Raw genomic sequence first — 25,746 nt, forward strand, 5'->3', positions numbered from 1 at the left:
CCCATTACAGTCTGAAGTGGGCCACCGATAAATTTCGATGGCGAGCATTCGGCGCATTGCCTACGATACGGGCAAGCCCCGAGGGGCCGCCGATCGGGCGCCTCCGGATGGCCGTCTGCCCCTGCCCCGTAGAGGGCCCGGGGGGTGTTGCCACCGGGGGCGCTCGCCGCTCCGGACGACTGATAGGAAACTGCCGGGCGCAAGCGCCACGGCCAGGTAATGTGGGTGTCGCAGGGAGGGGTTCCGATCGGCCTACCGATTGGAGGATAACACCGTGGCACCACCTAGAATGCCGGAAGCCGTCATCGGGCTCGATGTCGGGAAATCGTCCCACTGGGCATGCGTCGCGACTCGAGATGGCGAGGTGCTGTTGAGCGCCCCCGTCGCGAACAGGGAGGGCGACCTGGACTCGCTGTTCGGCCGCTTCCCCGATGCGCTCGTGGTCGTCGACCAGTCGCGCAACATAGGCGCCCTCGCGCTCGCCCGCGCCAGGGCGGCCGGGATGTCGGCGGCGTACCTGCCGGGACTCGCGGCGCACGGGGCCGCCAGGCTCTTCGCCGGCGACGCCAAGACCGACGAGCGGGACGCGATGGTCATCGCGAAGACGGCGCTTGGCATCCCCGACGCGCTCCTGCCGGTCGGGGATCCGGGCCCGACGGTCGCGGCGGCGAGGGCGCTGGCCGCCCAGAGGAACTTCCTGACCTGCGAGAACACTAGGAATAAGAACCGGCTGCGCAGCATCCTGCTGGAATCGTGCCCCGCCTTCGAGGCGTTGGTCGACCTGTCCGGCGGGTCCCAGCTGAGGCTCATGGCATCCCTCGGCGGGGCCTGGTCGGTGGCCGACGCCGGGCCCCGCAGGGCGGCGGCGCTCACGCGTGGGGCGGCGCGCGGTAAGATCGAGGCCCTCGTCCGCTCGACGGCCTCCTCGACAAGGCCGGATGCGTCGGCCATCGCCGCCGAGGACCGGGCGGTGAGGCTGCTCGCGCGCAGGATATCCGAGAACTCGGCGGAGATCGAGGCGATCACGGCGGAGATCTCCGCCCTGCTCGAGGGCGACGATACCTACCGATGCCTCCTGACGGTGCCGGGGATCGGCCCCAAAACCGCTTCCGAGCTTGCGATCTCCATCGACATCGAAGACTTCCCCAGTCACGACAGGCTCGCGTCGTACTGCGGCTTGGCGCCGCGCAACCGCCAGTCGGGAACCTCGATCTCCTCGGTGACGGCATCGCGCCAAGGCAACAAGAGGCTGAAGAACCTGCTCATATTCTCATGCAACTGCCTTACCCGGACAGAGGGGAGATGGGGCGACTACTACACCAGGTGCCGAGAGCGGGGCATGTCGCACGGCAAGGCGCTCAAGGCGCTGGCGCGAAAGAGACTGAAGGTCATCTACGCGGTCATGCGAGACAGGGTGCCTTACGCAGCCTAGCCGAAACGCACCGAGCAGACTGAAGCCCACCGGCCTAATGGCTTGGCGTCAGCATGCCGCGATTCGGTCGCACGGAGAGCATTTCCCAGTTGACAAAACTATAGGAACACCCCCTGCGGTGGTCGTGCAGCAAGTCACGCCCGGAGCCGATTATCTCTGTTTTACGCCTCTAATTTGGTCAGGCGAAGCATCATATACTGCTTACTTGGGAGATCGATGCGGAACTTGCCCTCAAAGGTTCCGGGAAGCTCCTCCTCCGTCATGCCCCATGTGTCCACGACACTCACCCTGTATCGAGCGCCCGACTCGCCCTCAAACTCACGATACGCCGGACGGTTGAATCCAAAGTACATAAGGACATCGGCAGTCCCGCGGCCATGGTCGTTGGACATGCAGGTGACATCCCAGGTAAACGTACCGTCAAGGATACCGACCTCATCGGGCACCCAGTCAAAATCGGCCGGCAGCGCCTCCATGTAGCGACGGCAAAAGCCAATGCGCTCGGGCGAGTCGCCGTAGAGCTTGCCGCCGTGCGCCCACCACAGCTTGGGTCCGCGGTCGACGTAGGTCTCACCGTGGGTCACATAACCGCCACGTAAACTGCCCTCCCAGAAACGACGCACGAGCTCCTGAGCGGTCAGGTTGCCCCAACCCCAGTTGATGTTGCCCTCATAGCCGACCTCGTCGATCAAAACCGGCTTGTTATACTGCGCGCGCAGCGTGGTAACGTCCTCGGCCGTGTTCTTAAGGTCGCACCTCTGGTAGCTCACATGCGTAATCCACGGATGGCTGTGGTCAAAGATCTCACGGCAATTGTGGATGCTGCGCAGATGACCATACGGGTCGTTCGCCATGATGATGCGGGCATAGCGATCCCAGTCCTCGGCCGGCTTCCACGGCATAAGATCCCACTCGTTGGCAAGGCTCCACCAGATGTTCTTGTATGCCGAGAAGCGGCGGGCGACATACGTCAGGTAGAAAACATCCTCCTCGCGCGTCATACGAGAGAAGCCCCAGTCCTCGGGCTTGTCGTACGGATGAAAAACGATGAGGTCCGCCTGGATGCCCAGCTCGTCGAGCTGCTCGATGCGGTGCTCAAGGTTCTCCCAAAACGGCTCATAGAAGCGGTAATGGTCGAAATCGCCCTTCTCGCCCTCGTAGGCATACATCGCCGGGTCCTCAACGTTATAGTCGTAGAACTTGGGAAAGACACACATGCGGATCTTGTTGAACGAAGAGGTGGCGAGCGTCTCGAGCGTCTGCTCCTGCAAGGCCGTATCCTGGTTGGTCCAGGCATAGCAAGTGGTGCCAAAGGGCAGGTAGCGCGTTCCATCCTCGTAGGCAAAGTTGGAATCCTCGTCGGTAATGAACGGAGCGTCGTGGGCAAGCACGTCTTTTGCCAGCAGCACACGACCATGGTTGTCGCCCGTGGCAGGCACGGCCTCAAAAGAGCCGGCGGTACCATCGAGCTCGGGGTCGTTGGAACTCACCGCGTAGTTCCAGACGCCGGCGCTCTCGGGCATAAAGTTAATTCGGTAGCAGCCATTGCCCTTGTAGAAGCCATGGACCTCAAAGCTGTCCTGGCCATCTGCGCGGGCGAACCGTGCCGACAGCTCGACCTCGACATAGGGATTGCCGGCCGCGGTGCCCGTGAGCTCGAGCTTAAACACCTTGTACTGCTCGACGGTGGTCATAATAAGCCTCCAAGTTAAGCGATTGAATAGTCGGAGTCCGTCGGGCAACGCGAACGCTGCCCGACGGAAGGAAAGAGAGCGACGGATTACTTGGCGTTCTTGATGAGCATGATGAACACATAGCCCACGGCGATGAGCACGATGGAGATCGGGAACGCCATGAAATAGGAGCCGGTGGCGACAACGATTGCCGAGGTCACGATGGGGCCAAGGATCTGGCCGATGGTGTTGGCGATGTTGAGGATGCCCAGGTCCTTGCCGGCGTTCTCCTTATCGGGCAGAACATCGACATTGAGCGCCTGGTCGACGGAAGAGTAAATACCATAACCAAGTCCGGCCAGCAGCGCGAATCCGTACATGCCGATAACGGACTTAAGCAGCCAGGGCAGAGCGATGCCGATGCACATCATGATCGTTGCGACGAGGATGATGGGCTTGCGACGGCCGATCTTGTCGGAGATAGCGCCGGAGTAAGCGAGGCGACAAGCGACACGACCATGATCACGACGGACATGGAGGAGAGGACGGCGCCGGCTTCTGCCACGGGAAGACCGATGTACTTCTCGAGGATGTAGAGCTGATATCCGTTGATGCAGAAGTAACCGAAGATGAGGAGCAGGCGGCCAAAGAGCGCCAGATAAAAGTCGCGGCAGTTCTTGGTGGGCGGAACGAACATGAGCAGCAGCGACTTGAGATTGAGCTTCTCAGACTGCTCGCCCTCGTCAAGAGCGGCAGACTTCTCGCGCGGCCAAATGATGACGGCGAGGATGCCGGTCAGCAGCCAAGAGACCGTGCCGATGATAAAGCCAGGAACTGGGTTGGAGAGGAACTGCGTACCGATGATGGTGCCAATCGACTGGCCAGCCGTTGCACCGCCGCCATAGAATGCGGAGAGCGTGCCGCGCTTGTTAAGCGGAATGCGGTCGGAAAGCACGGCAACAGCAGGGGCAAGCATGCAGTTGAGGCCAATCTGCAGCACGCACCAGGAGGCGACGATCATGGGAAGTGTGGTCGCGACCGAAGTGCTCCAGAAAGCACAGCCGCAGACAAAACCGCCGAGAACGATAAACGGTGTGCGCTTGCCAAAGCGGCTGTGGCAGTGGTCGGAAAGCGCGCCGAAAACGAGATTTGAGAACAGGGCGAAGATTGAACCGACCGAGTTCATCGCCGCGAGAATTGCCTCGGGCTGACCAATATTAAGGCCGTTAAAACGCTCGGGGAACAAGACGTTGGAGCCGATCGTGCCCGACATCATCCACATAACGCCAAAGATAATAAAACCGATCATAAAGCGCCATGTCTCGGTTTTGGTCATGGGCTTTCCGGTGTCGGGGGCGATAGCGTTCTCGTCAATCGCTGCGGCGGTTTGATTTGCCATGGGATAGATCCTCTCTGTGATGGAATGCGCGAGGGCGCCCGTGCACCAAGGGTCAAGGGGTCAAACCCGCTGGATGCGGCGGCCGTGGAATGGGGTACGGCCGCTCGCGAGCGTCTGTTGGGCGTTACTTACTAACTAGTTAGTAACTTCCATGACCTGTATAGTACGCTTACTAAGTACTTAGTAAGCAATAAGAGCGGTAAACGGTTGTTTTGAGCCGCTGAACGGCTGAGGTAAGCTATGGGGGGTATACAAAAGGCATTTGGCGGCAATACTCGAGCCGCCCTAAATAAGGCAGCGCGATTTATATGGACACTCAGAAAACTCCCACACCCGCGGCAAAGAAGCGCAGCGCCGCAGCGCAGGAACGCCTTGACCAAATCGTCTCGGCGGCAGTGCGGCTTATCAACGCGCGAGGCTTTAACGGCATGTCGCTTCAGGCGGTAGCCGATGAGGTGGGCATCACCCAGGCGGGCGTGCTGCACTATGTGGGCAGCAAGCACGGGCTTTTGGTCGAGGTGATCCGTCACTATTACGACCGCAGCTCAACCTGCGACGATTACCTCTCCCTCTTTCGTCCTGGCGGGGCATTTGAGGACCAGAGACCCAAGATTCCCGAATACTGCCGCCTGATCGTGGCAGAAAACAATAACCAGCCCGAACTCGTCATGCTCTTCCAGATGCTCAACACCGAGGCCATGAGCCCGGAGAGCCCGCTGCATGAGTATTTCAACGACCGCTCGCGCGGCGTTATCGAGCCCGAGCCCGGTGGCAACTGGAGCGTTCCCGAAGGGGTCGACGCCAACGAGGCGCTCTCGTGCGCGCTGGCCGCGATGTATGGATTGGAAGGCCGTTGGGTGGCGCGACCCGACGAGATCGACTATCCCGCCGAGTGGTCCAAGTTTGAGGACATCCTCTTTCCCCTTCCCCTCTGGGAGGGCTACCGCTAAGAGCGGCGGTACGTGATTGCCATCACCGACCGTAACGACTATGTCGATATAAAAAAGGCCCGAGACAGCGCTCGGGCCTTTTTGCCATTGGTTATGTTGGGGCTGCGCGCTACTTTGCAGGTGAGACCACCAGGAGCGCGTCGTGCTCAAAGGGGTGTTGGGCCACGCGGATCTCGCCGTCCCCGTCGACGGACGCAACCGGCAGGTTGGCAACGCGCTTGGTCTCCAGGTCAAACGCCACAGCATTCCAGGCGGTGACGCCGCCCTCGAGCTTGAGCTTGACGGCCGTGGTCCTCGGCAGATAGACCACCACGCGCTCGCCCACGCGGGCCACGCGGATGGCCTCGCGCGCGTCATCGAGCAGCTCCTGCGCCGGAACCACAGCCGCCGCGTCGTCGCCAGCCGTGGCACCCAGGCCGCGCAGCACGTGCTCGATCAGGCCAAAGTCCCACACGCCCGCAAACTGCAGGCACTCCTGCCAGCGGAACGGCATGTCAAAGCCCTCGCCCAGGACGCTGCCACGGCTCTGAGAGGTCTGCCAGTTCCAAACGCCGTGCGCACCGTAGGTGATGCCCGCCGAAGCACCAGCCAGAATGCTCGACCACACGCTCGCGCGGCAGTCCTGCGCGGTAAAGCGCCAGTACACGTTGCGGCTCGCGCCCATCTGCTCGTAGCAGGGCTCGGAGTTGACCATCGGCTTTTTGGGATAGTTGGCGATAAAGTCCTGCGGCAAGCGCCAAGCCTCGGGCTGGCCCTCGTAGTTGTGGCCGGGCTGGAACATGTAAAAGTCCAAACGGTCCAGATACTGCGCCGGTATGGTGCGGTTGGCGCGGTTGATGTGCATGGTGCGCAGCGCCTCGGGCGCGCGCTTGACAACCTCGTCGAGCGCGTCCTCGTAATAGGCAATCGCCTCGTCACCGGCAAAGTCGGTGTCGCCCGTCACCACGTAGACGGGGTCGAACTCGCCCAGGTTCTCCACCACGCGCGCCACATGGCGGCGCACCTCGGAACGCGGCATGACCTCGGCGCCAGTGCGCTCGGCGATCATGGAGCCCCAGGTACCGGGCACGTAGTTACACCACATAAGCACGAGCGCCGGGCGAATGCCGTGCTCCACGGCCGCCTGGCACATGCGGCGGGCACGGTCCCAGTATTCCTGGTTGGGCGCGCTCCAGTCAAAGTGCACGCCATCCTCGCTCGCGTAGGGCCAGATGCCCAGGTCGGGCAGGCAGCGGTCCCACTGCGGCAGGGTATTGACCTGCAGCACGTTCATGCCCTGCTCGGCGCGGCGAGTCAGATAGTAGTCCCAGTCGTCCTCGGCAATGCTCGTAAATGCACTCCAGCACGTATCGGCAAACCAAAAGAACGGCTTGTCGTCGCACAAGAAGCCATCCTGGCGACCGTTAACGGTCAGTTTTCCCAAACTCATCTGCATGTCCTTTCGTTTGACAAAGGAGTTGCGAACCGCCGGGGGCTTTCGCGGTAGCCCCGCGCGAAAGCCCTCGGCACTTGGCAATCCCTCGCGGGCGGATCTCATCCGCCCCCAATCAGTCTACCTTGCAAAAAAGACCCCGCCGGGCTTACGCCTGACGGGGCCCTGTCGTGTAGGGGTCTTTTTAGACCGAATGGCTTGGCCTTAGGCCTCCATCTCGGCGAGCTCCTCCTTGGAGAAGCCAGTGGCAAAGACGACGGCTGCTGCGATGACAAAGGAGATTGCCATACCGACGATAGCCCAGACGGTGTTCATCTGTCCACCCTGCAGGTAGTTGGTGAAGACTAGGAAGTTGGAGGCACCGCCGGCCAGGTAGTAGGTAACACCCATGAGGCCGGAGAACACAGCGCCGATGGCACCGCCGATGAACATGCCGAGCATAGTGCGACGGAAGCGCATGAGGATACCGAAGAGCGCGGGCTCGGTGACGCCGCCGGCGATGGCGGAGATGACGTAACCGATGGCGAGAGACTTCTCGTCGGGGTTCTTCATCTTGAGGAAGGCACCGAAGGCGCAGCCCCAGACGGCGGCCATAGCGCAGTTGGTGGAAACGAAGACGAAGGGATCGTAGCCGGCAGCGATGATCTGAACCTGAGCGAGCAGGATGACGGGCATGTGCATGCCGCAGACCACGAAGAGCTGCCAGAAGGCGCCGAGGATGGCCATGACGATCAGGATGCCGATGCCGCCAAGGTCAGCAAGGCCGAAGAGGGCGTTGGCGATCAGCGTACCGATCTCGTTGCCGATCGGAGCGAGGACGATGAAGGCAATGGGGATCGTGACGATCATGGTGCAGAACGGCGTGAAGACCGTGGACAGCACGTCGGGCATGACCTTCTTAAAGAACTTCTCAACAAAGTACAGGACGGGCACCGAGAGAATGATCGGCAGGACGGACTGCTGGTAGTTGGCAGCGGCAATCTGGATGCCGTAGACGGAGATGATTCCGCCACCCTCCTGAGTCGCGACACTCACGACGGACGGGGCCATGAGAGCGCCGCCGAGGAGCATGCCCAGAACCGGAGAGGCGCCGAGCTTCTTAGCGGCGGCATAGCCCAGGTAGATGGGGATAAAGGTGAACGTGGCCTCGTACAGCGTGGTGTAGAGGAACGTATAGGTCGGATCGGTATCGGAGAGCACACCGAGCATGGTGGGGCCGAGGACGGCCGCGATGGTGCGGAACAGACCGCCAGCCATGAGCAGTGGGATGAGCTGGGTCATGGAGCCGGACAGATAGTCGAGGATGATGTTGGGCAGGTTCTTGAGCTCGAACTTCTCCTTGGGAGCATCGAGGTTCTCGTTGACGGCCTCACCCTGCTTGACGCCGGAGATGGCGACGAACTCGGCGAGCACCTTGGGCACGTTCTGGCCAATGATGACCTGGAGCTGGCTGCCGGCGAACTGGCAACCCAGAACACCCTTGACCTTCTTGATCTTCTCCACGTCGGCCTTGCTGTTATCCTTGAGCGTCAGACGCAGGCGCGTCATGCAGTTGGTGGCAACGGAAACATTCTCCGCGCCGCCCACGAGCTCGAGGACATCGGTGGCAATCTGCTTGTTATCTACTGCCATGGGACCCCTCCCCATATCTTCGTGTGCCAGCCCCCTTGGGCTTAAGCACGCCTTTGGCCCGGCGACTATAACCCCTTACGGTTGCCGGACCCTTGGATACGCTTTTGTAAACAAGGTGTTTACTGAACGTTTACAGGCTTTAGTTTACACGGAGCGCCTCATTTGTGGCAATTTTGCCGTCTGAAGTCCGGTGAACGGTAGGAAATCGGGGGTGAGCGTATTTAAATGGCAGAAGATGGTCTCTTTGGCCATCTATTCATATATAGCTCTTTACGTGGGCTTTTATTTTGATAAACACCTCGCTGACCTGTTACCTCATCAGCAGAAGCCCTGCTAGAAGTTAGTAAACATATGTTTAGTGGTTCATTGCGTGTTCAGTTTTGCCGTTTACCGAGTTTATCTGCTTGTTCTGCAATTCTGGATTAAACTAAACATGTTTATATTGTATTGCCGCTTATGTTTCGTGTTGGCGGCACAAGGGAGGCAGCTCATGGAACTCAAATCGTGTACCTACGCAACCGTCACCACCTTGGGCGACTTTGGCCCCTGGATCAGCAAGGTCGTACTCGACCTGCCCTGCACCGTGCGCGCCAACGATATCGACGCAAGCACCTTCCATATATATGTAGAGCGTCACGAGCGCACGGGCGAGGTCCTGATGCGCAAGGAGCGCGGCGCCGACCATGCCGCGCCCTCCGCGGGTTACATCGACATTCTCGCCGCATATCCGTGCGACGAGAACGGACGTAAGCTCGCCGTGGGCACCCATGTGGCGCTCGAGGTCGCCGAGCAGCGCCTGACCAAGACCATCGAAGGCGGCGTCATGGGCTCGCGCATGCTCGATGACCAGCTGCGCATCACGCAGCTCACAGCTCTTCCCGGCAACGACGGCGACGATCCCACCTGCGGCCTGGTCTTCGACACCTGCCGTGGCGATATCTGCCCCGCGCTCAAAGGCTGGAGCAACGCCACACAAAAGACCGCCGTCGACGGCATCGCGCTCGAATACGGCTTCTTTGAGCCCAGCTTTAAGGCCGAGGACTCAGCATGCTTCAACCCCTTTGCGCCCGAGGCAACGGTTGTGCCCCAAAAGGCCCCGCTCGTGGTGTATCTGCACGGCGCCGGCGAGGGCAAGGGCACCACGCAAGGCGAAGGCGCCACGCGTGCCTATATCGGCAACCGCGTCACAGCCATTAGCCAGGCGCAGATCCAGCGCTACTTTGGCGGCTTCGCCTGGGTGCTCGTGCCGCAGTCGCCCACGTTTTGGATGGACAACGGCGTCGAGCAGCTCGGTCACTCCAACCAGAGCATCTACTCCCCCGTGCTCAAGGCGCTTATCGACGAGTTTGTCGCCGAGCATGCCGACCGCATCGACACCGACCGCATCGTGGTCGCCGGTCTTTCCAACGGCGGCTTTATGACCCTGCGCCTGTGCGCCGACTACCCCGATTTCTTCGCCGCGGGCCTTCCCTGCTGCGCCCCGTGGTACAACGCCACGGACGAGGACGTGGCCGCGCTCGCCAAGACGCCGCTGTGGTTTACGCACTCCAAGGGCGACGAGCTTGTGTCACCGCAACAGACCGTGCTGCCGCTCACGGCGCGCCTGCGCGATGCCGGCGCCAACGTGCACCTCACCTACTTTAGCCATGTCGAGGACCTGACCGGCGTGTATCGCGAGGCCGACGGCTCGGCCAAGAAGACGTTCAACCACGGCGTGTGGATCCACCAATTCAACGACCTGTGTTATCAAGACTTCGACGGGGGCAACGTACTCATCGACGGCGAGCCGGTGGGCTGCTGGGAGTGGTCGGCCAGGGTCGACCGCTAAGCCCTCCCATCGCGGGGACCGGGGTTTAGTCTCGCAAACGTCCTCGGGCATGCATGGGCTGGCGCTTTGCGCTTCGCGCTGCGCCTGCCCATGCCCCCTGCGGAATGTTTGCAAGACTAAACCCCGGTCTCCGCTGCGTTGACGTTGCTGTGACCCTGGCCGGCCGCTTCTAGCGGGCCGCCGGGTCGGTGGCGATGGGGGCATGGGTCCTGTCTTGCCTTGCGCGTAACTGGCTGAATTGATTTTGATTGGAGCTGTTCCTATGTCCCAGAAGTTGACTCGGGTGATTGTTACCACTGATATGGAAGTCGATGATATGAACTCACTTGTTCATTTGGCTCTGTATCTCAACTTGCTTGATGTTCAGGCTGTGGTGTATACGGCTTCGCAGTATCACTTTCTTGGGGATGGGGTTCATACGCTCGGCGAGGTGAATTCGCATTGGCGGACCAAAGGGCGGCGCTCTTATGAGTGGGCTGTTGTGCCTCATGAGCCCGATCCGCTAGCCGGCGAGCTTCGTGAGTATCGGCCGTTTCCCGAGCATTGGATTGAGAGTCTCTGGAGTAATGAATATGCCCAGGCTTGGCCGCAGTTGCAGGCAAATGCGGACGCCGCCGGTGAACCGCCGTTTCCCACGCCTGCCCAGATGATCGAGCGTACGTTTGTGGGAAATGTTGCCTTTGAGGGTGATGTGACTGAGGAAACTGAGGGGTCTCGCGTAATTGCGCAGGCGATTCTGGATGATGATCCGCGTACGTTATGGTTGCTCAGCTGGGGTGGTATGAACACGATCGTTCGCGCCCTCATGAGTATTGCCGAGCGCTATCGCGCCACGCCCGAGTGGCCCGCCGTACAGCAGCGGGTCTATCAGAAGGTGCGCGTGATGGGCGTTGCCGATGGTGTGGGGCAGGATAACTCGTGGCTCGACCATGGGCGCAAGCTCTTTCCCGAGCTCATCTTTTGGCGTACGCCCTATATGTATGGCAACTATTTCGACGCCAAAACAGCTCAGCCCGATACGCTGCCGCTGTTTAAGGCTCCTTGGCCCGAGCAGAATCTCACGCAGGGCAACGGCCCCCTCATGGCGCGCTATATGTTCTATGGCGATGGTAAGGTCTACGAAAACGAGCCCGAGCGCTTTCAGTTTGGCAAGCATGCCCGCCTGGATTGGGGCCTGGACGGTATGCCCGCGGTGCAGTTTGAGCGCGGCGACTTTATGGCCGAAGGCGACAGCATGACCTATATTCCGCTGCTGCCGTTTGGCCTGCGCGGCATCGACGACCGCGACTTCGATACACTGCTGGGCCGCATGTTTCTTGATGGACACCCCGATGCGAGCGCGCCCGCCGGTTTTGCCGCCCTCGGCACGCCCGCAGACGACAATCTCAATCCCTACCTGCGCGCCTATCAGGAAGACTTTGCCGTCCGCGCGCAATGGTGCGCCCATGATCCGGCCATCTGCTCGCATCCGGCACATGTTGTCGAGGCCACGGCCGACCGCAGCGCCGCAGCCGGCGAGCGCGTCGCCCTTGCGGCAACCATCGTCGACCCCGACGACAAGGGCTTCGATGCACATTGGGATGTGGCCGTAGATCCATCGAGCTATGCAGGCGTCCAGGATTTGTCGATGTGGCAAGAATGCACGGTGGACACCGCTTTCATCGTGCCCGCCGACGCGCAGCCCGGTGACCGCTTCGTGCTCACCCTTACCGTGCAGACGCGCGCCGAGCGCCCCTGCACCCGCTACGCCCAGGTTGCCGTGACCGTGGCGTAGCAAGGGCAACGCCCACATTCGACAAAGAGTGTCCCCCAGGCGCCAAACGAGCGAGCGGGCACTCATTGGGGACGTACTTAAATGAGTAGTTTCACTCATTTAAGTGCGTCCCCAATGAGTACGTCCCCAATGAGTAGGAAAAATGGGCCATGTGTCCCAGTTGTGGAGACTCGTTGAGCCGTCTGGGTATCGTGAAAGATCGCGCACTCCCCCATCATCAAAAGTGACACACGCTACCAGTTGATGGGAGGCAGCCATGGGCTTCTTTGACAAGATGTTCGAGAAGAAAGAGTGCGCGATCTGCGGTACCGAGCTGGGACTTCTCGGCAAGACCAAAATCAACGAGGGCTACCTGTGCAAAGAGTGCGTCGGCAAGCTCTCCCCCTACTTTCACGGCTATCGCTCCAGCACCGCGGACGATATCCGCGAGCAGCTCGCCTACCGTGAGGCCAATGCCGAGCGCCTGGCGTCGTTCAATCCCACGCGCACGCTTTCTGCCGGGCGCACCAACATCATGCTCGACGAAGACGCGGGCCTGCTGATCATCACTTCGCAGAGCCGCTGGCGCGACGCCAATCCCGACATCATCGAGTTCTCGCAGGTACTCGGCTGCGATATGGATATCGACGAGCATCGCACCGAAATCTATCGCGAGACCAAGGACGGCGAGCGCGAGAGCTACAACCCGCCGCGCTACGACCTGGATTACGACTTTAATCTGACCATCCACGTCAACACGCCGTACTTTACCGAGATCAACCTGCGCGTGAACGACTCCACCATCGACCAGCGCGGTTCCATCGAGTACCGCGAGGCCAAGCGCCAGGCAACCGAGGTCCGCGACGCGCTGGTGCAGCTGCGCCAGGAGACGCGCGACAGCGTCGTGGCCGCCAAGGCCCCCAAGACCGCAGTCACCTGCCCCTTCTGCGGTGCGACCACCATTCCCGATGCCAGCGGGCGCTGCGAATACTGCGGCGGCGCTATCGGCGCATAGCACCCGGCACGGAAAGGACCGATCATGGCCTTCGAGAGCGTCAACTATCAGTGCCCCGCGTGTGGCGGCCCCCTTCACTTTACCAGTGCCGAGCAAAAGCTCGTCTGCGACTACTGCGACTCGCGTTTTGAAGTCGAAGAAGTCGAGGCCCTCTATCGCGAGCGCCAGGACAAGGCCGATGCCAAAGCCGATGCCGCAGCAGCAGCTCCCAAACCCGCTGTCGATGATGCCGTGCAGGAGCTGGCCCAAAACGCCGGCTACATCTGCTCGTCGTGCGGCGCCGAGCTCGTGTCCGATGGCACTGTCGCCGTTACCACCTGCCCGTACTGCGGCAACTCCGCCGTGGCACCCGGCCAGCTCTCGGGAGATTTCTCGCCCGATCTGGTGATCCCGTTTAAGCTCGGACGCGACGATGTCATGACCGCGCTCAAGGAACACTACAAGGGCAAGCTCCTACTGCCCAAGAGCTTTGTCACCGGCAACCACATCGACGAGGTCCAAGGCGTCTACGTACCGTTTTGGCTCTACGGCGCCCACGTTGACGGCGAAGTGTACTTTGACGCGACCAACGAGACCGTAACCGAGGAATCCGACCGCACCGTCACGACCACCGACCACTACGATGCCTACCGTAAGGGCAATATCTCGTTTGAGCGCGTGCCCGTCGACGGATCGTCCAAGATGCCCGACGGCCACATGGATGCCATCGAGCCGTTTGACTACGACGCGCTGCGCCCGTTCTCGGTCGCCTATATGCCCGGCTACATCGCCAACCGCTATGACGAGGATTGCGAGACCTGCAAAGCGCGCGCCGAGCGTCGTATGGAAGAAAGTACGATCTCGGCCCTGCGCGAGACCGTCGTCGACGAATATGACGATGCCACAGTCGAAAGCAAGCAGCTCGACTACACCTGGGAAGACAGCAACTACGCCCTGTTCCCCGTGTGGATGCTTTCCACCTCGTGGAATGGCAAGAGCTACCTGTTTGCCATGAACGGCCAAACCGGCCGCATGGTCGGCGAGCTTCCCTGCTCCAAGCCCAAGCTCGCCATTGCCTCGGTGCTGTTCTTTGTGATCGGATTTGTTCTCTCCCAAATTCTCTTTATGGGCGGGAACGCCTTCGATCCGGACTACTTCGCCTTTGATGTCGAGGGCATCCTCATCAACATCGTCGCGCCGCTGATCATCGTGATTATCGGAGACGTGCTGCTGGTAGGCCAGCTCAAGACGGCCAACGAGGCCACCCACGCCGATGAGTATTGTGGCGAGCTCGACCTGACCGAGAAGCACGACACCTTCAGCCACACCGAGACCACCGTCGTCATGAAGGACGACAAGGACGATTAGCCATTCTGACCAATACCGCCCGGCCTTTGACGAGAAAGGAAGATCACCATGGGACTCTTGAAAGCTGGATTGGGTGCTGCCGGCGGCGTCATGGCCGACCAGTGGAAGGAATTTATCTATTGCGAATCGATGCCCGCTGATGTCTTGGCCTGCAAGGGCAGCAAGCGCACCGGCGGCCGTAGCTCCAACACGCGCGGCGAGGACAACGTCATCTCCAACGGCTCGGTCATCGCCGTCAACGACGGCCAGGGCATGCTCGTGGTGCAAAACGGCAAGATCATCGAGATCGCGCTGGAGCCTGGCGAGTTTGTCTTTGACACCGGCAGCGAGCCGAGCGTCTTCAGTGGCAACCTGGGCGACTCCATCAAGGAGACGTTTGCCAACATCGGCAGCCGCTTTACCTTTGGCGGCGACGCGGGCAAAGACCAGCGCGTCTACTTCATCAACACCAAGGAGATCATTGGCAACAAGTACGGTACCGCCTCGCCCGTGCCCTTCCGCGTGGTCGATAACAACATTGGCCTGGACGTTGACATCTCCGTACGCTGCAACGGCGAGTACTCGTACCGCATCACCAACCCGCTGCTGTTCTACACCAACGTGTGCGGCAACGTGACCGACAGCTACACGCGCGACAAGATCGACAGCCAGCTTAAGTCCGAACTGCTCACTGCCCTGCAGCCCGCCTTTGCCAGGATCTCGGAGATGGGCATTCGCTACAGCGCCATCCCCGGCCACACCACCGAGCTCGCCCGCGCGCTCAACGAGGTCCTCTCTGCCGACTGGCGTGATCTGCGCGGCGTCGAGATCGTGAGCTTTGGCGTCAACTCCATCGCCGCCTCGCAAGAGGACGAGCAGATGATCAAGGACCTGCAGAAAGCCGCGGTCATGCGCGATCCCACCATGGCGGCAGCCAACATTGCCAGCGCCCAGAGCGACGCGATGCGCGCGGCGGCGGCCAACCCCAACGGCGCGATGGCAGGCTTTATGGGCATGGGCATGGCAGGTGGCATGGGCGGCATGAACGCCAGCCAGCTGTTCGCCGCCGGCCAGGCACAGCAGCAGGCCGCCCCGCAGCCGGCTCCGGCACCCGCCCCCGCACCGGCTCCTGCCGCTGCCCACGCGGCCGGCACATGGACCTGCAGCTGCGGCGCCACCAACACCGGCAAGTTCTGCTCCGAGTGTGGCAGTCCCGCACCCGCCCCGGCACCGGCCAAGTGGTTCTGCCCCAACTGCGGCAGCGAAAACGGCGGCAAGTTCTGCAGCAACTGCGGAACGCCCAGGCCCTAGCCCCTCTATCTGGTAATTGGCGGGGGATCCGCCACCCCCGCATTTGCTTCTATGGGTTTCGTTCGATAAAGGAGGACACCATGAAGACAACGTTCAAAAAGTCCGTACTCGCATTTCTGACATGCGTCCTTGCGCTCGCCTTTGCCCTGACGGGCTGCAGCGGCGGCGGCAAAGACCCCAAGGCCAACTTCGTTGGCAGCTGGGAACTCTCGGGTGGAACCCTGGAGGGCGAAGAACTGACCGATGAGTACATGAAGATGCTCGAGGATTGGGGTGTGCACTGCGTCCTGATTCTCGATGAGGACGGTACAGGTGCCCTCGACCTGTTCCTTGAAGTCGTCGACCTTAAATGGGAGGCAAAGGACGCCACCACCGTAACCATCACCGCCGAAGACGAGTCGCATGACATGAAGCTCAAGGACGGCAAGCTCATCCTCGAAGAGGATGACGGCAATCTTGTCTTTACCAAGTCCGACAAGGACCTGTCCGGCACGGTGAAGAAGGATCGCGAGGCGGCCGAGAAGGAAGAAGAGATCGACGAGGCCGTCGAAGACGACGACGTCCAGAAGACTGAAATCTCCCCCGCCGTCACCGTTGCCGATGACGACCTGTGCACCATTACCATCACCGAGAAGTTCAAGGACGAGTGGGGCGACATCGGTTTTGTCGTCAACATCACCAACAAGAGCGACAAGGACCTGACCTTCTACGCCCCCAGCGGCAAGACCAACGTCAACGGCACCATGAAGGAACCCTGGTTCTCGGCTCACCTGATGCCCGGCACCAACGCCACTGAGGAATTCACGTTCTCGAACGGCACGCTCGATAGCCTTGACGACCTGGTCAATACGACCATCGGCATCGACGCCTACCTGACCGATTCCTACGAGGACGTTGCCTCCTACAGCGCAACCATCGCGTAACGGCACGTAACATCAGCCGCGGATTGGCGGACACATCCGCGCACACCAGACGGGGCCGCAGGAGATGATCCTGCGGCCCCGCCGCTTTATGCCGACAGCACTGCCCATACAAGCAGGCCGCCCGCCGTTTTTAGATGCGAAACGGTGGGCGGCCTGTCTTTGCGGCGCCGGAACACGGGTGAGCGCGTCGATTACGGGCGCTCCATGTTGGGAACGATGCTGCCCTCGGTCACCGCATGCACGGCCAGGCGCATGATGTTGTCGTAGCCGGTCTTGCTCAGGATCTCCGAGATGCGGCGCTTGATGGTGCCCTCGCTCATAAACAGCTCGGCCGCAATCTCGCGGCGGCTTTTACCCTCGCAGGCAAGGCGCAAGATCGACAGCTCGACATCGTCGAGGGCCGCCGTGCCCGAGAAGATACTCTCGGGCGGCTTGGGAAACGTGCAGTAACCCGCCAGCGTGGAGCGCATCACGGCGAACAGCTCGTCGATACCGACGTTCTTGTACACAAAGCTATCGACGCCCGCCTCGCGGGCCTGATCGACAAAGGTGATCTCGGGCATGCCTGTCATGATAATGATGCGACACTCGGGCAGCTGCTCCTTGATGCGTGCCGCCGCCACGATGCCGTTTGAATCGTGTTCGGTGCACACGTCCATCAGTATCATGTCCGGGCGCTCCTTGAGCGCGACACCCAAGGCCTCGGAGGCATCGGCGATCGCGGCAACGACGGTCATATCGGGCTGGTCGCCAACGGAGCGCGCCAGGCTCTCGCGCAGGATGGCCTGATCTTCGACAATTAACACGCGGATCATGAGCTTCTCCTTTGGGACGTGTCGTTGGCGTTAAGCGGAATGGATACCGTAAGCGTAAAGGGCGGGGTGGCGTGGACCTCTAGGCTGCCACCCAGATCTTGCGCGACATGCCTCATACCTGGGATTCCCGTTCCCTCGCGATACGATACGGGGGCCGGGGACCCGTCGTTAGAAATCGTCATGTGCGCGACGGCGTCAGCATCCGTCCTCTCCTGCCACAAGCGCACATGGACCCGATGCGCCTGCGCATGCTTGGTGGCGTTGGTCGAGGCCTCGCGGATAATCTGCAAAAAGGCGGCGGCGACACGCGCGTCCTCAGGCAGCGCACCCTCAACATCGATCTGCACGCTCACCAGGCCAAAAGCATGGACGATATCGCCCAGTTGCTCTGCCGGTTCGGTGTCGCCCCCGCTGCGCAGATCGGCAGCGATTGAGCGCAGCAGCGGGTCGATCTGCTCGAGCGACTCGTCGTCCAAGCGCCCCTCCTCCAAATAGCGATGAAGGATTGATAGGCGCTGGCCGATCACATCGTGAACGCGGGCGCGCATGCGCAGATAGGCCGCATTGTCGGCAACTTTTTTGACTTCTTCGATCTGGGCCTGGAGCTCTTGGCCCGCAAGCTCAAGCAGGTGGTTGGCCTGCGCCAGACGGTCATGCGCATGCGCATACTCTGTCACGTCCAGACCGATTATGCGCTCGAACGAACGGCCCGAGACCATAACGTCATCGCACACAAACAGGCGAATCTCGGCGGGAGAAACCTCGACCACCGCACGCGCCTCACCAAAGCGGTCCAGGTTGATCCGCACGCGGTTCTTACCGCCTTCGGGCATTTGCATGCTGAGCTTGCGCAGGTCGTTCCATGTACCGCTCATATCACCTAGGTCGGTGGGCATATGAAGCTCCACCAGGTTTTTACGCATGCAACGGTTCATGAGCAGCGGACGGCCCCTCGGGTCCAGATACAGGATGCCCACGGGAATCACGTTGATGGTCTCGATCGTCGAGAACGCGGTGATATCCTCTTGGCGGTTACGAACGTCCATCAAGAGCGCCGCGATAGAACGGAACAGGAAGAACGTTCCTTCCGCGATAAGGACAACGGTCCACGCCGAGCCCATAACAACAACCATTGGCGGCGTTACGGCGGCGACGAGCAACAGTTCGGCCAGCATGACGGGGCGACGATAGCGCACCATAAGCACCACGCCATAGGCAAAGATTGCGGCATTGAGCCACAGCGCTCCGCCCATTGCCCTGGCGCAAACGTCAAGCGGCGCCACCAGATACGAGCCAGACGACGCGAACAAGATGAGCGCCGAAATCATCAGGTGAAGCACGAGGCTCGCCTCGTAGGCGCAAATCACCTTACGGTTATAGGACGAGCGGCGCGATGCGATGAGCGGGACGTGGATCGTCTGCAGGCACGCAGCCAGGGCAAAGACAACATCGAGCGCAACGATTTGGGGAAGAATGAGCGAAATCTGCATCGTCACTCACCCGCCCTCGGCATCAAGACGATCATGTGCAGCTGGCCGGGCTCGCCCTCAAGGCGGTATGCCACGTTGCGCCCTTGCAGAGCGCTTTCGAGCTCTTGCGCAGCGAGCGTCTGCGAAAGATCTTCATCATCGTTGGAAAAAAGCGTGGCGCGCAGCTCGACACTGCATCGGTCATGGTCGCCCAAGTGATACATAAGCGCCGGATGGTCGGTGGTGTAGGCAAAAAACGCAAAGTCATACACGCAGTCGTACAGGGCGCTTACCGTACTGGCGTGTAACGGGCGCCGTATGGCGATAATCGAGGCGCAATCGACATCGATCGTGCGCAGGTCACTTGCGAGCTCGTTGGCGATGAGCTGAATGCGGTCGCGATCAAAACCGCTCTCCCCGTGCTGTGCCAACGTGAGCGACCCCTTGCGCTTGCAATAGGCGACGAGCATCTTGGCGCGCTGCAGCATGCGGTAACGCTCGTGCGAAGACGCTTCGTCGGTCAACGGTGGCAGCGAGCCCAGCAGGTCGTACATCTCTTCGAGCGCGCGGGCAAGCGCCTGGTCCACGTCTTGGACCAGCAAGGTCTCGGCCTCTTGATCTGCCAAATGCGTCTTAAGGTCGTAGTCGGCGGCGAGCAGCTCGTTTTGACGCTGCAGCTCCATTCGACGATGTGCCAGTTCACGGTTAAGCTCGTTGAGCTCCGACACGTCTTGGGCAAGCAGCGCCGATCCACCCAGCAGCGGAAAGGCACGGTACATCACATTGGGATCGGACGCCACGGCAAAGGCATGGGCGCGGCCGTGCTCCTGGGTCCGCAACTCCTCGCGCACGCCTACCGGCATTGGCTTTGACACTGGCGTGGCATAGACCTCCTGCAGGTCGCGCGTTAGGACTTTGAGGTCGAGCGGCAAGGTGTCGAAGATGCCGGCGATGTCGTGATACGACGGAATGACACCGCAATCGAGACAGATTTCCATCGCCACCACGCACAGGACGCAATAGACGAGCGAAAAGTTGAGCCTCCATGCCCAGGGCACGCGCAACGCATACGAGACGGCAAAGAATGCGCCACCCAGCAGTACGAGCGCCGCCGTGCCCGAGAAACGCTGGATGCGAAAGGACGAGGACCGACCAACCAGGATAAAAAAGGCCACGAAGTCAAAGGCCGTCCACACGAGGACGACGAAATAACCCCAGCCGTACGTGTAATCGTTGCTCCAGGTGTCGCTTGTACGGTCAAAGTGGAAGACCTGCTGGTGAAAATCGTTGGTGAGCACAAATCCGATAAGCAGGATGGCCACAATCCACAGCGCAGCGCAGTAGCGGCGACCCAGACGGTGTTGCTCCAGGCCCGCAAGGCGCAGACCACACAACTGGTAGAGCAGCGGAATGAGCGTCATGGGCACGTAGTACAGGTACCACAGCACGGTGGCATAGAACGGCGTGAACGACTTGTACTTGAGAATGACTTCGATCATCCACAGGGCGCAGATGGTGGCGATGGCAACAAGGCGGCGGCGCAACACATAGTCCAAACAGCGCAGATAGACCGATACGCCCCAGATCGAAAATACAATTGCGGCGACAAGCAGCGGGAGAGAGCTCGAGTGGACGAGCGCATCCACGACCTCTTCGGACACCTCGCTATAGGCGGGCACGACGTTAGAAAGTTTGGGATCGAAGGCGAACAGCGCCGGCAAGACCGCCAAAAGCATGAGGAACAGCGCGGTGATGGCGCCGGCGATAGCAAAGACGCGATGACGATACACCTGATGTGTTATGCCAACAAGGAATCGCGGCATGGCGAAGAGCCTGCCACCCCTGGGATCCGCAACCGGCGCGGTCCGGGCGGCCGCGTGGCCGATATGTCGCTCGCGGGTACCCATAGTCCCTTTAGTGTACCGACAGATAGGTCGAAAAAGCGGGCCGCATGTCCCAAAATCCGCAGACGGCAAGGCGCCCGGAGAGCGCATACTCGCCGGGCGCCTTGGCTAGGAGGCTATGAAGTTGAGTGTCTCAGCTTCCTTAGGATAGGTCCTCACCATTCGTTTCAATGACATGCTTGTACCAGTCGAAGCTCTTCTTTTTGGAACGCTTGAGGGTACCGTTGCCCGCATCGTCGCGATCCACATAGATAAAGCCGTAGCGCTTGGACATCTCGCCCGTGCCGGCAGACACCAGGTCGATCGGGCCCCAGGTGGTGTAGCCCAGCAGGTCAACGCCGTCCTCGGTCACCGCGTCGCGCATGGTCTGGATGTGCTGACGCAGGTAGTCGATACGGTAGTCGTCGTTGATGGAGCCGTCCTCCTCGACAACATCCTTGGCGCCCAGGCCGTTCTCGACCACAAACAGCGGCTTCTGATAACGATCGTACAGGTCGTTGAGGGTGATGCGAAAGCCCAGCGGATCGATGGCCCAGCCCCACTGGCTCTGCTGCAGGTAGGGGTTCTTGGCGCCGGCGAAGGCGTTGCCCTGGGTGCGCTCGACATCGGGGTTGTCGGCACCGGCAGAGCAGCGGGTGCTATAGTAGCTAAAGCTGATGAAGTCGACGGTGTTGGCGGCCAGGACCTCGCGATCCTCTTCGGTCATGCCCACATCGATGCCTAGACGCTCGAGCTTCTTGACGGCATAGGCCGGGTAGTAGCCGCGGCTCTGGACGTCGACGAAGAAGTAGTTGTCCTGGTTATCGAGCTGCGCCTGGCGTACATCGCCCGGACGGCAGCTGTAGGGGTAGTAGCTACCTGCGGCGAGCATGCAGCCGATCTTGATCTCGGGGTCGATCTCGTGAGCAATCTTGGTTGCCCAAGCGCTGGCGACGAGCTCGTTGTGGGCGGCCAGGTACTCGACGGCCTCCTTGTTCTCGCCCTCCTCAAAGACCAGGCCGGCACCCATAAACGGCAGGTGCAAGATCATATTGATCTCGTTAAAGGTGAGCCAGTACTTCACCAGGCCCTTGTAGCGGGTAAAGATCGTGGTCGCGAGATTCTTGTAGAAGTCGATGAGCTTGCGGTTGCGCCAGCCGCCGTACTCCTTGATGAGATGAATCGGGCAGTCGAAGTGCGTGATAGTCACGAGCGGCTCGATGCCGTGCGCCTGGCACTCGCGGAACACATCCTCGTAGAAGGCCATGCCAGCCTCGTTGGGCTCGGTCTCGTCGCCGTTGGGGAAGATGCGGGTCCAAGCCAGGCTCATACGGAAGGTCTTAAAGCCCATCTCGGCAAAGAGAGCGATGTCCTCCTTGTAATGGTGGTAGAAATCGATGCCGGTCTGCGCGGGATAGTAATAGCCGTCCTCGAAGTCGAGCATCTTACGCTGGCCGGAGACCACCGCATAGCGCTCGGGGCCGTGCGGAGCCACGTCCACGTTGGCAAGGCCGCGGCCGTCCACGTTGTAGGCGCCCTCGCACTGGTTGGCAGCCGTCGCGCCGCCCCACAGGAAGTCATTACGGAAAGCCATGCATCAATCCTTTCGCACGCTGTTGTCATAGGCTCAGTATCCCTGCAAACAACGCGTCGCTCAACGGCAACGGCGCAGGCCGATACTTCTTTTCGCGTGCAGGCGCCCGGCAACCACCCCGTCTGACACTTTTTGATACCCACCTGCCCCAGCCACCGCAAAGGGGACAGTCACCTTTGTGATGGCTGGGGCCCGTTTGTCTCGATCTGTAACAGTTAGGCCGCCAAAACCGGGCCTGGTGTTACAGATTGAGATTGTTCGGCCTGTCCCCTGCAGTTTGTCTAAATCTGTAACAGGTAGAGACGATCTAGCCCGCTAGGTGTTACAGATTGAGACAGAAGATTCTAGTCCACGGTGATGTCGAGGTTCTTTCCGATGAGGCCCACGTAGCCGCCTTCGGCTGCCTTGGGGCTGTCAGCGTGGCAGAGGACCCACTTGTCGGCCTTCCAGTAGCAGTAGCTGTCACCGGCGGCAGGCATGTCGGTTGCGGCCTCGGGGCGCGGACCGTTGGTACCGGCGGGCAGCGCCACCATCACCTGGAAGCCGCTTTCATCGACCATGCACGGCGTGTAGTGGAGCGTGGTGTTGAAGACCTCGACAACCTTGCCCGCCGGCACGCGGAACGCCTTGACGAACGCGGTATCGAGCTTTCCGTCCTCGATCTCCCAGCGATGCGCCACGAGCAGGATAAAGTCGCGGGCGCCCAGGTTAAACTCACTCGCGCGGTGATACTCCAGACAGTTGAGTCGTGTGTTGTGGCCGTTGCACCAGCCGAGCTGGAAGGGGCGGCCGCCGTACATGAGCAGGCCGAGCGTGTCGGCGCCCTCAACCTGCTCGAGCTCGGGCGCGGAGGCCACGTATTTGCTGCCCTCGGGGATGGGCGTAGCCGCGAGTGCCTCGACGAGTGGAGCGGTCAGGCTGGACGGAACGTCATCCCACACGCGGCCATAGGACTTGAACTCGGGATCAGAGACAGAGTAGATATGCATGTTCACTCCTGTTCGTAAATGTGACTATACGAACATTCTAGAACAAACATGAGCGATTTTGAACGCTCGTCCTGACCACTCAACAAAAAGGCGCCCCCGCATAAGCGAAGGCGCCCAATCCGTGCGTTTTAGGCGATAAAGCCCTTACGCCTGCTGATAATGCAGGTGCTTCTCGTCGATATCGGCCAGGTCGCGGTCGAGGTAGCGGCGTGCGAGCCAGTTTGCCATGGGGAGGTTCTGGTCCAGATAGTTACCGCACTCCTCGGGAGCGGCACCGGGGACATCGCCCTCAAAGCCGGCGACAAACTCGAACAGCTCACGCACGAGCGACAGAATCTCCTCGCTCGTCACCTCACCAAACACGACGAGGTAAAAGCCCGTGCGGCAGCCCATGGGTCCAAAGTAGACAATGCGGCTCGACCACTCGGCATGGTTGCGAAGGAACGTCGCGCCCAGGTGCTCGATGGTGTGGCACTCGGCCGTGTTCATGACCGGCTCCTTGTTGGGCGTGGTCAGGCGCAGGTCAAACGTGGTGACGGCGGCGCCGGTCGCCGGATCGCGGTCGATGCGGCTCACATACACGCCGGGCTCAAGCAGCAGATGGTCAACAGAAAAGCTCGCGATGCGCTCCATGGCAGATCCTCTCGATAGTCAAATTGGGACGGGCTCTTTTAGCTGGTTCGAATGGTCGCACCAATCATACCAGTCAAAAAAGCCCCGTCCCAAATTGACTACCTGGGACGAGGACCAATGATTTTTTAATCCCCGTCCCAGAAAAACCATTCTAGGCTGTGTAGGCAATCGTTGATTTCACGGCGTGGCGCCAGCCGGCGATCTTTTTGGCGCGCTCGTCGGCGGGCATCGACGGCTCCACGATGCCGCGGGCGCCGTAGACGTCGACGACATCGCGCGTGTACATGCCCAGCGCAATACCGCAGGCCCAGGCCGCGCCCAGGCCGCTCATCTCGTCATTGCTCGCGATGCGGATGGGCGAGCCAACCAAGTCGCTCTCAAACTGCATCAGGTACGCGTCGCGCGTGGGACCGCCGTCAACGCGAAGCTCGGCAAGTGCCGCGCCAGAATCCTCGACCATTGCGTCAATTACGTCAAAGATTTGATAGGCAATCGATTCGTCTGCAGCTTTTACGAACTCCGCGCGACCCGTGGTACGCGTCATGCCAAAGACGCAGCCCTCGGCGTCACTCGCCCAGTGCGGCGCGCCCAAACCGGTAAACGCCGGCACAAAGTAGACGCGGCTCGCCGGATTGGCAGCGTAGCACAGGTCGGTAACTTCCTCGGGGTTATTGATGAGCTCCAGATCGTCGCGCAGCCACGTCTTGACAGCACCGGCGTAGCTCACGTTGCCCTCGAGCACGTACTCGGTCACGCCGTCCATGCGCCATGCGAGCGAGCTCGAAAGCCCGTGCGAGCTGGCAACGAACTCGTCGCCGACGTTCATCATGACCGAGCTGCCGGTGCCATAGGTCGCCTTGGCCATGCCGCGGCTATGGCAGCCCTGGGCAAACAAGGCCGCGTGGCTGTCGCCCAGCACGCCGTGAATGGGCACGGGCGCCGGCAAAAAGCCGCCCAGATCCGTCGTGCCGAACAGTCCATCGGAATCGGTCACCTGCGGCAGGCAGGCCACGTCAACGCCAAAGGCCTCGCACACCGGCTCGCTCCAGCAGCCACGGCGCAGGTCAAAGAGCTGCGTGCGGCTGGCATTGGACCAGTCGCAGCGAAACTCCGCGCCGCCCGTGAGCGTCCAGACCACCCAGGCATCGATGGTGCCCAGGCACAGCTCGCCTGCCGCCGCGGCCTCGGCAGCAGCGGGAACGTTCGCAAGGATCCAGGCCATCTTGCCCGCCGGATAGTAGGGCGAGAGCACCAGACCCGTCGTGTCGCGCACCAGCTCGGCCACACCCTCGCGCGCGGTCAGCTCGTCGCACAGCTCGCGGGCGCGGGCGCACTGCCACACCACGGCGTCGCACAGTGGCTCGCCCGTCGTGCGGTTCCATGCAACGGTGGTCTCGCGCTGGTTGGAGATGCCGATGCCGGCGACGTCGGCCGGATCGACCCCGGTCTCCTCCACCACGGCACGCGCCACGGCCAGCACATTGGTGGCAATCTCGGCCGGATCATGGCTCACCCAGCCGGCCTCGTTGACAATCTGGCGATGCGAACGGTCGGCACGATGAATCAAATGGCCGCCCTCGTCCACCAGCAGCGCCTTGGTGCCCTGCGTGGATTGATCGATTCCGATGATGTAGCGGCCCATGGCCACCCCTTTCAAAACGAATGTGACAAAGGGACGGTCCCTTTGTC

At 61.0% G+C, this 25,746-nt stretch carries 20 protein-coding genes; 8 read left to right on the forward strand and 12 right to left on the reverse strand.

From position 1 onward, the window contains the following. Positions 1-289: 289 nt before the first annotated feature. A complete protein-coding gene (locus tag AQ996_RS06605; RefSeq protein WP_055252137.1) occupies positions 290-1,432 on the forward strand; it encodes an IS110 family RNA-guided transposase in 1,143 nt (380 codons plus the stop codon). Between the two features lie 161 nt (positions 1,433-1,593). On the opposite strand, the gene AQ996_RS06610 is transcribed toward AQ996_RS06605, so the two are convergent. The 3 genes from AQ996_RS06610 to AQ996_RS06615 all read right to left on the reverse strand — a co-directional run bounded on the left by AQ996_RS06610 (position 1,594) and on the right by AQ996_RS06615 (position 4,504). Next, on the reverse strand, positions 1,594-3,126 hold the full coding sequence (locus tag AQ996_RS06610) for a DUF5605 domain-containing protein (RefSeq protein WP_055252138.1): 1,533 nt from the start codon (positions 3,124-3,126) through the stop codon (positions 1,594-1,596). 86 nt (positions 3,127-3,212) lie between these two features. Then, positions 3,213-3,536 carry an MFS transporter gene (locus AQ996_RS10120; protein WP_253274620.1) on the reverse strand — a complete coding sequence of 108 codons (324 nt, stop codon included), beginning with the start codon at positions 3,534-3,536 and terminating at the stop codon, positions 3,213-3,215. Further along, positions 3,533-4,504 (reverse strand): MFS transporter, encoded by a 972-nt coding sequence (locus AQ996_RS06615; RefSeq protein WP_253274621.1) that lies wholly within the window; start codon positions 4,502-4,504, stop codon positions 3,533-3,535. The genes AQ996_RS10120 and AQ996_RS06615 overlap by 4 nt, the downstream gene beginning before the upstream one ends. Before the next feature lie 308 nt (positions 4,505-4,812). Between AQ996_RS06615 and AQ996_RS06620 the strand changes: the two genes are divergently transcribed. Next, the gene (locus AQ996_RS06620) at positions 4,813-5,454 is read left to right on the forward strand and encodes a TetR/AcrR family transcriptional regulator (RefSeq protein ID WP_055252139.1); all 642 of its coding nucleotides are present in this window, start codon (positions 4,813-4,815) and stop codon (positions 5,452-5,454) included. A gap of 109 nt (positions 5,455-5,563) precedes the next feature. On the opposite strand, the gene AQ996_RS06625 is transcribed toward AQ996_RS06620, so the two are convergent. After that, the gene (locus AQ996_RS06625) at positions 5,564-6,883 is read right to left on the reverse strand and encodes a glycoside hydrolase family 140 protein (protein WP_055252162.1); all 1,320 of its coding nucleotides are present in this window, start codon (positions 6,881-6,883) and stop codon (positions 5,564-5,566) included. A 207-nt stretch (positions 6,884-7,090) separates the two neighbouring features. Further along, the gene (locus tag AQ996_RS06630) at positions 7,091-8,518 is read right to left on the reverse strand and encodes a PTS transporter subunit EIIC (protein WP_055252140.1); all 1,428 of its coding nucleotides are present in this window, start codon (positions 8,516-8,518) and stop codon (positions 7,091-7,093) included. A 490-nt stretch (positions 8,519-9,008) separates the two neighbouring features. Here AQ996_RS06630 and AQ996_RS06635 point away from each other — a divergent pair, with 490 nt between their 5' ends. The 6 genes from AQ996_RS06635 to AQ996_RS06660 all read left to right on the forward strand — a co-directional run bounded on the left by AQ996_RS06635 (position 9,009) and on the right by AQ996_RS06660 (position 16,674). Continuing rightward, positions 9,009-10,346 (forward strand): prolyl oligopeptidase family serine peptidase, encoded by a 1,338-nt coding sequence (locus AQ996_RS06635; protein ID WP_055252141.1) that lies wholly within the window; start codon positions 9,009-9,011, stop codon positions 10,344-10,346. Between the two features lie 262 nt (positions 10,347-10,608). Further along, complete coding sequence (locus AQ996_RS06640) at positions 10,609-12,120, forward strand: nucleoside hydrolase-like domain-containing protein (protein WP_082435562.1); 1,512 nt, start codon at positions 10,609-10,611, stop codon at positions 12,118-12,120. Between the two features lie 256 nt (positions 12,121-12,376). Next, positions 12,377-13,114 (forward strand): DUF4428 domain-containing protein, encoded by a 738-nt coding sequence (locus AQ996_RS06645; RefSeq protein ID WP_055252143.1) that lies wholly within the window; start codon positions 12,377-12,379, stop codon positions 13,112-13,114. Between the two features lie 24 nt (positions 13,115-13,138). Beyond that, on the forward strand, positions 13,139-14,461 hold the full coding sequence (locus tag AQ996_RS06650) for a hypothetical protein (RefSeq protein ID WP_055252144.1): 1,323 nt from the start codon (positions 13,139-13,141) through the stop codon (positions 14,459-14,461). A 48-nt stretch (positions 14,462-14,509) separates the two neighbouring features. Next, on the forward strand, positions 14,510-15,751 hold the full coding sequence (locus AQ996_RS06655; RefSeq protein ID WP_055252145.1) for an SPFH domain-containing protein: 1,242 nt from the start codon (positions 14,510-14,512) through the stop codon (positions 15,749-15,751). Between the two features lie 80 nt (positions 15,752-15,831). Beyond that, a complete protein-coding gene (locus tag AQ996_RS06660; protein ID WP_055252146.1) occupies positions 15,832-16,674 on the forward strand; it encodes a hypothetical protein in 843 nt (280 codons plus the stop codon). A gap of 191 nt (positions 16,675-16,865) precedes the next feature. Here AQ996_RS06660 and AQ996_RS06665 read toward each other — a convergent pair whose 3' ends face one another. The 7 genes from AQ996_RS06665 to AQ996_RS06695 all read right to left on the reverse strand — a co-directional run bounded on the left by AQ996_RS06665 (position 16,866) and on the right by AQ996_RS06695 (position 25,699). Further along, the gene (locus AQ996_RS06665; RefSeq protein ID WP_055252147.1) at positions 16,866-17,489 is read right to left on the reverse strand and encodes a response regulator transcription factor; all 624 of its coding nucleotides are present in this window, start codon (positions 17,487-17,489) and stop codon (positions 16,866-16,868) included. Further along, the gene (locus AQ996_RS06670) at positions 17,486-18,979 is read right to left on the reverse strand and encodes a sensor histidine kinase (RefSeq protein WP_055252148.1); all 1,494 of its coding nucleotides are present in this window, start codon (positions 18,977-18,979) and stop codon (positions 17,486-17,488) included. Before AQ996_RS06670 ends, AQ996_RS06665 begins: the two co-directional genes overlap by 4 nt. A 2-nt stretch (positions 18,980-18,981) precedes the next feature. Beyond that, positions 18,982-20,781, reverse strand: coding sequence for a histidine kinase N-terminal 7TM domain-containing protein (locus tag AQ996_RS06675; RefSeq protein WP_070097148.1), 1,800 nt, complete (start codon positions 20,779-20,781; stop codon positions 18,982-18,984). A 223-nt stretch (positions 20,782-21,004) separates the two neighbouring features. Then, positions 21,005-22,435, reverse strand: coding sequence for a 6-phospho-beta-glucosidase (locus AQ996_RS06680; RefSeq protein WP_055252150.1), 1,431 nt, complete (start codon positions 22,433-22,435; stop codon positions 21,005-21,007). A 344-nt stretch (positions 22,436-22,779) separates the two neighbouring features. Beyond that, positions 22,780-23,424, reverse strand: a complete 645-nt coding sequence (locus tag AQ996_RS06685; RefSeq protein ID WP_055252151.1) for a DUF4867 family protein — start codon at positions 23,422-23,424, stop codon at positions 22,780-22,782. A 144-nt stretch (positions 23,425-23,568) separates the two neighbouring features. Further along, complete coding sequence (locus AQ996_RS06690; protein WP_055252152.1) at positions 23,569-24,057, reverse strand: S-ribosylhomocysteine lyase; 489 nt, start codon at positions 24,055-24,057, stop codon at positions 23,569-23,571. A gap of 151 nt (positions 24,058-24,208) precedes the next feature. Continuing rightward, positions 24,209-25,699, reverse strand: a complete 1,491-nt coding sequence (locus AQ996_RS06695) for an FGGY family carbohydrate kinase (RefSeq protein WP_055252153.1) — start codon at positions 25,697-25,699, stop codon at positions 24,209-24,211. Positions 25,700-25,746 lie beyond the last annotated feature (47 nt).

The organism is Collinsella aerofaciens, assembly GCF_001404695.1.
In the GTDB taxonomy this organism is placed as follows: Bacteria; Actinomycetota; Coriobacteriia; order Coriobacteriales; family Coriobacteriaceae; genus Collinsella; species Collinsella aerofaciens_E.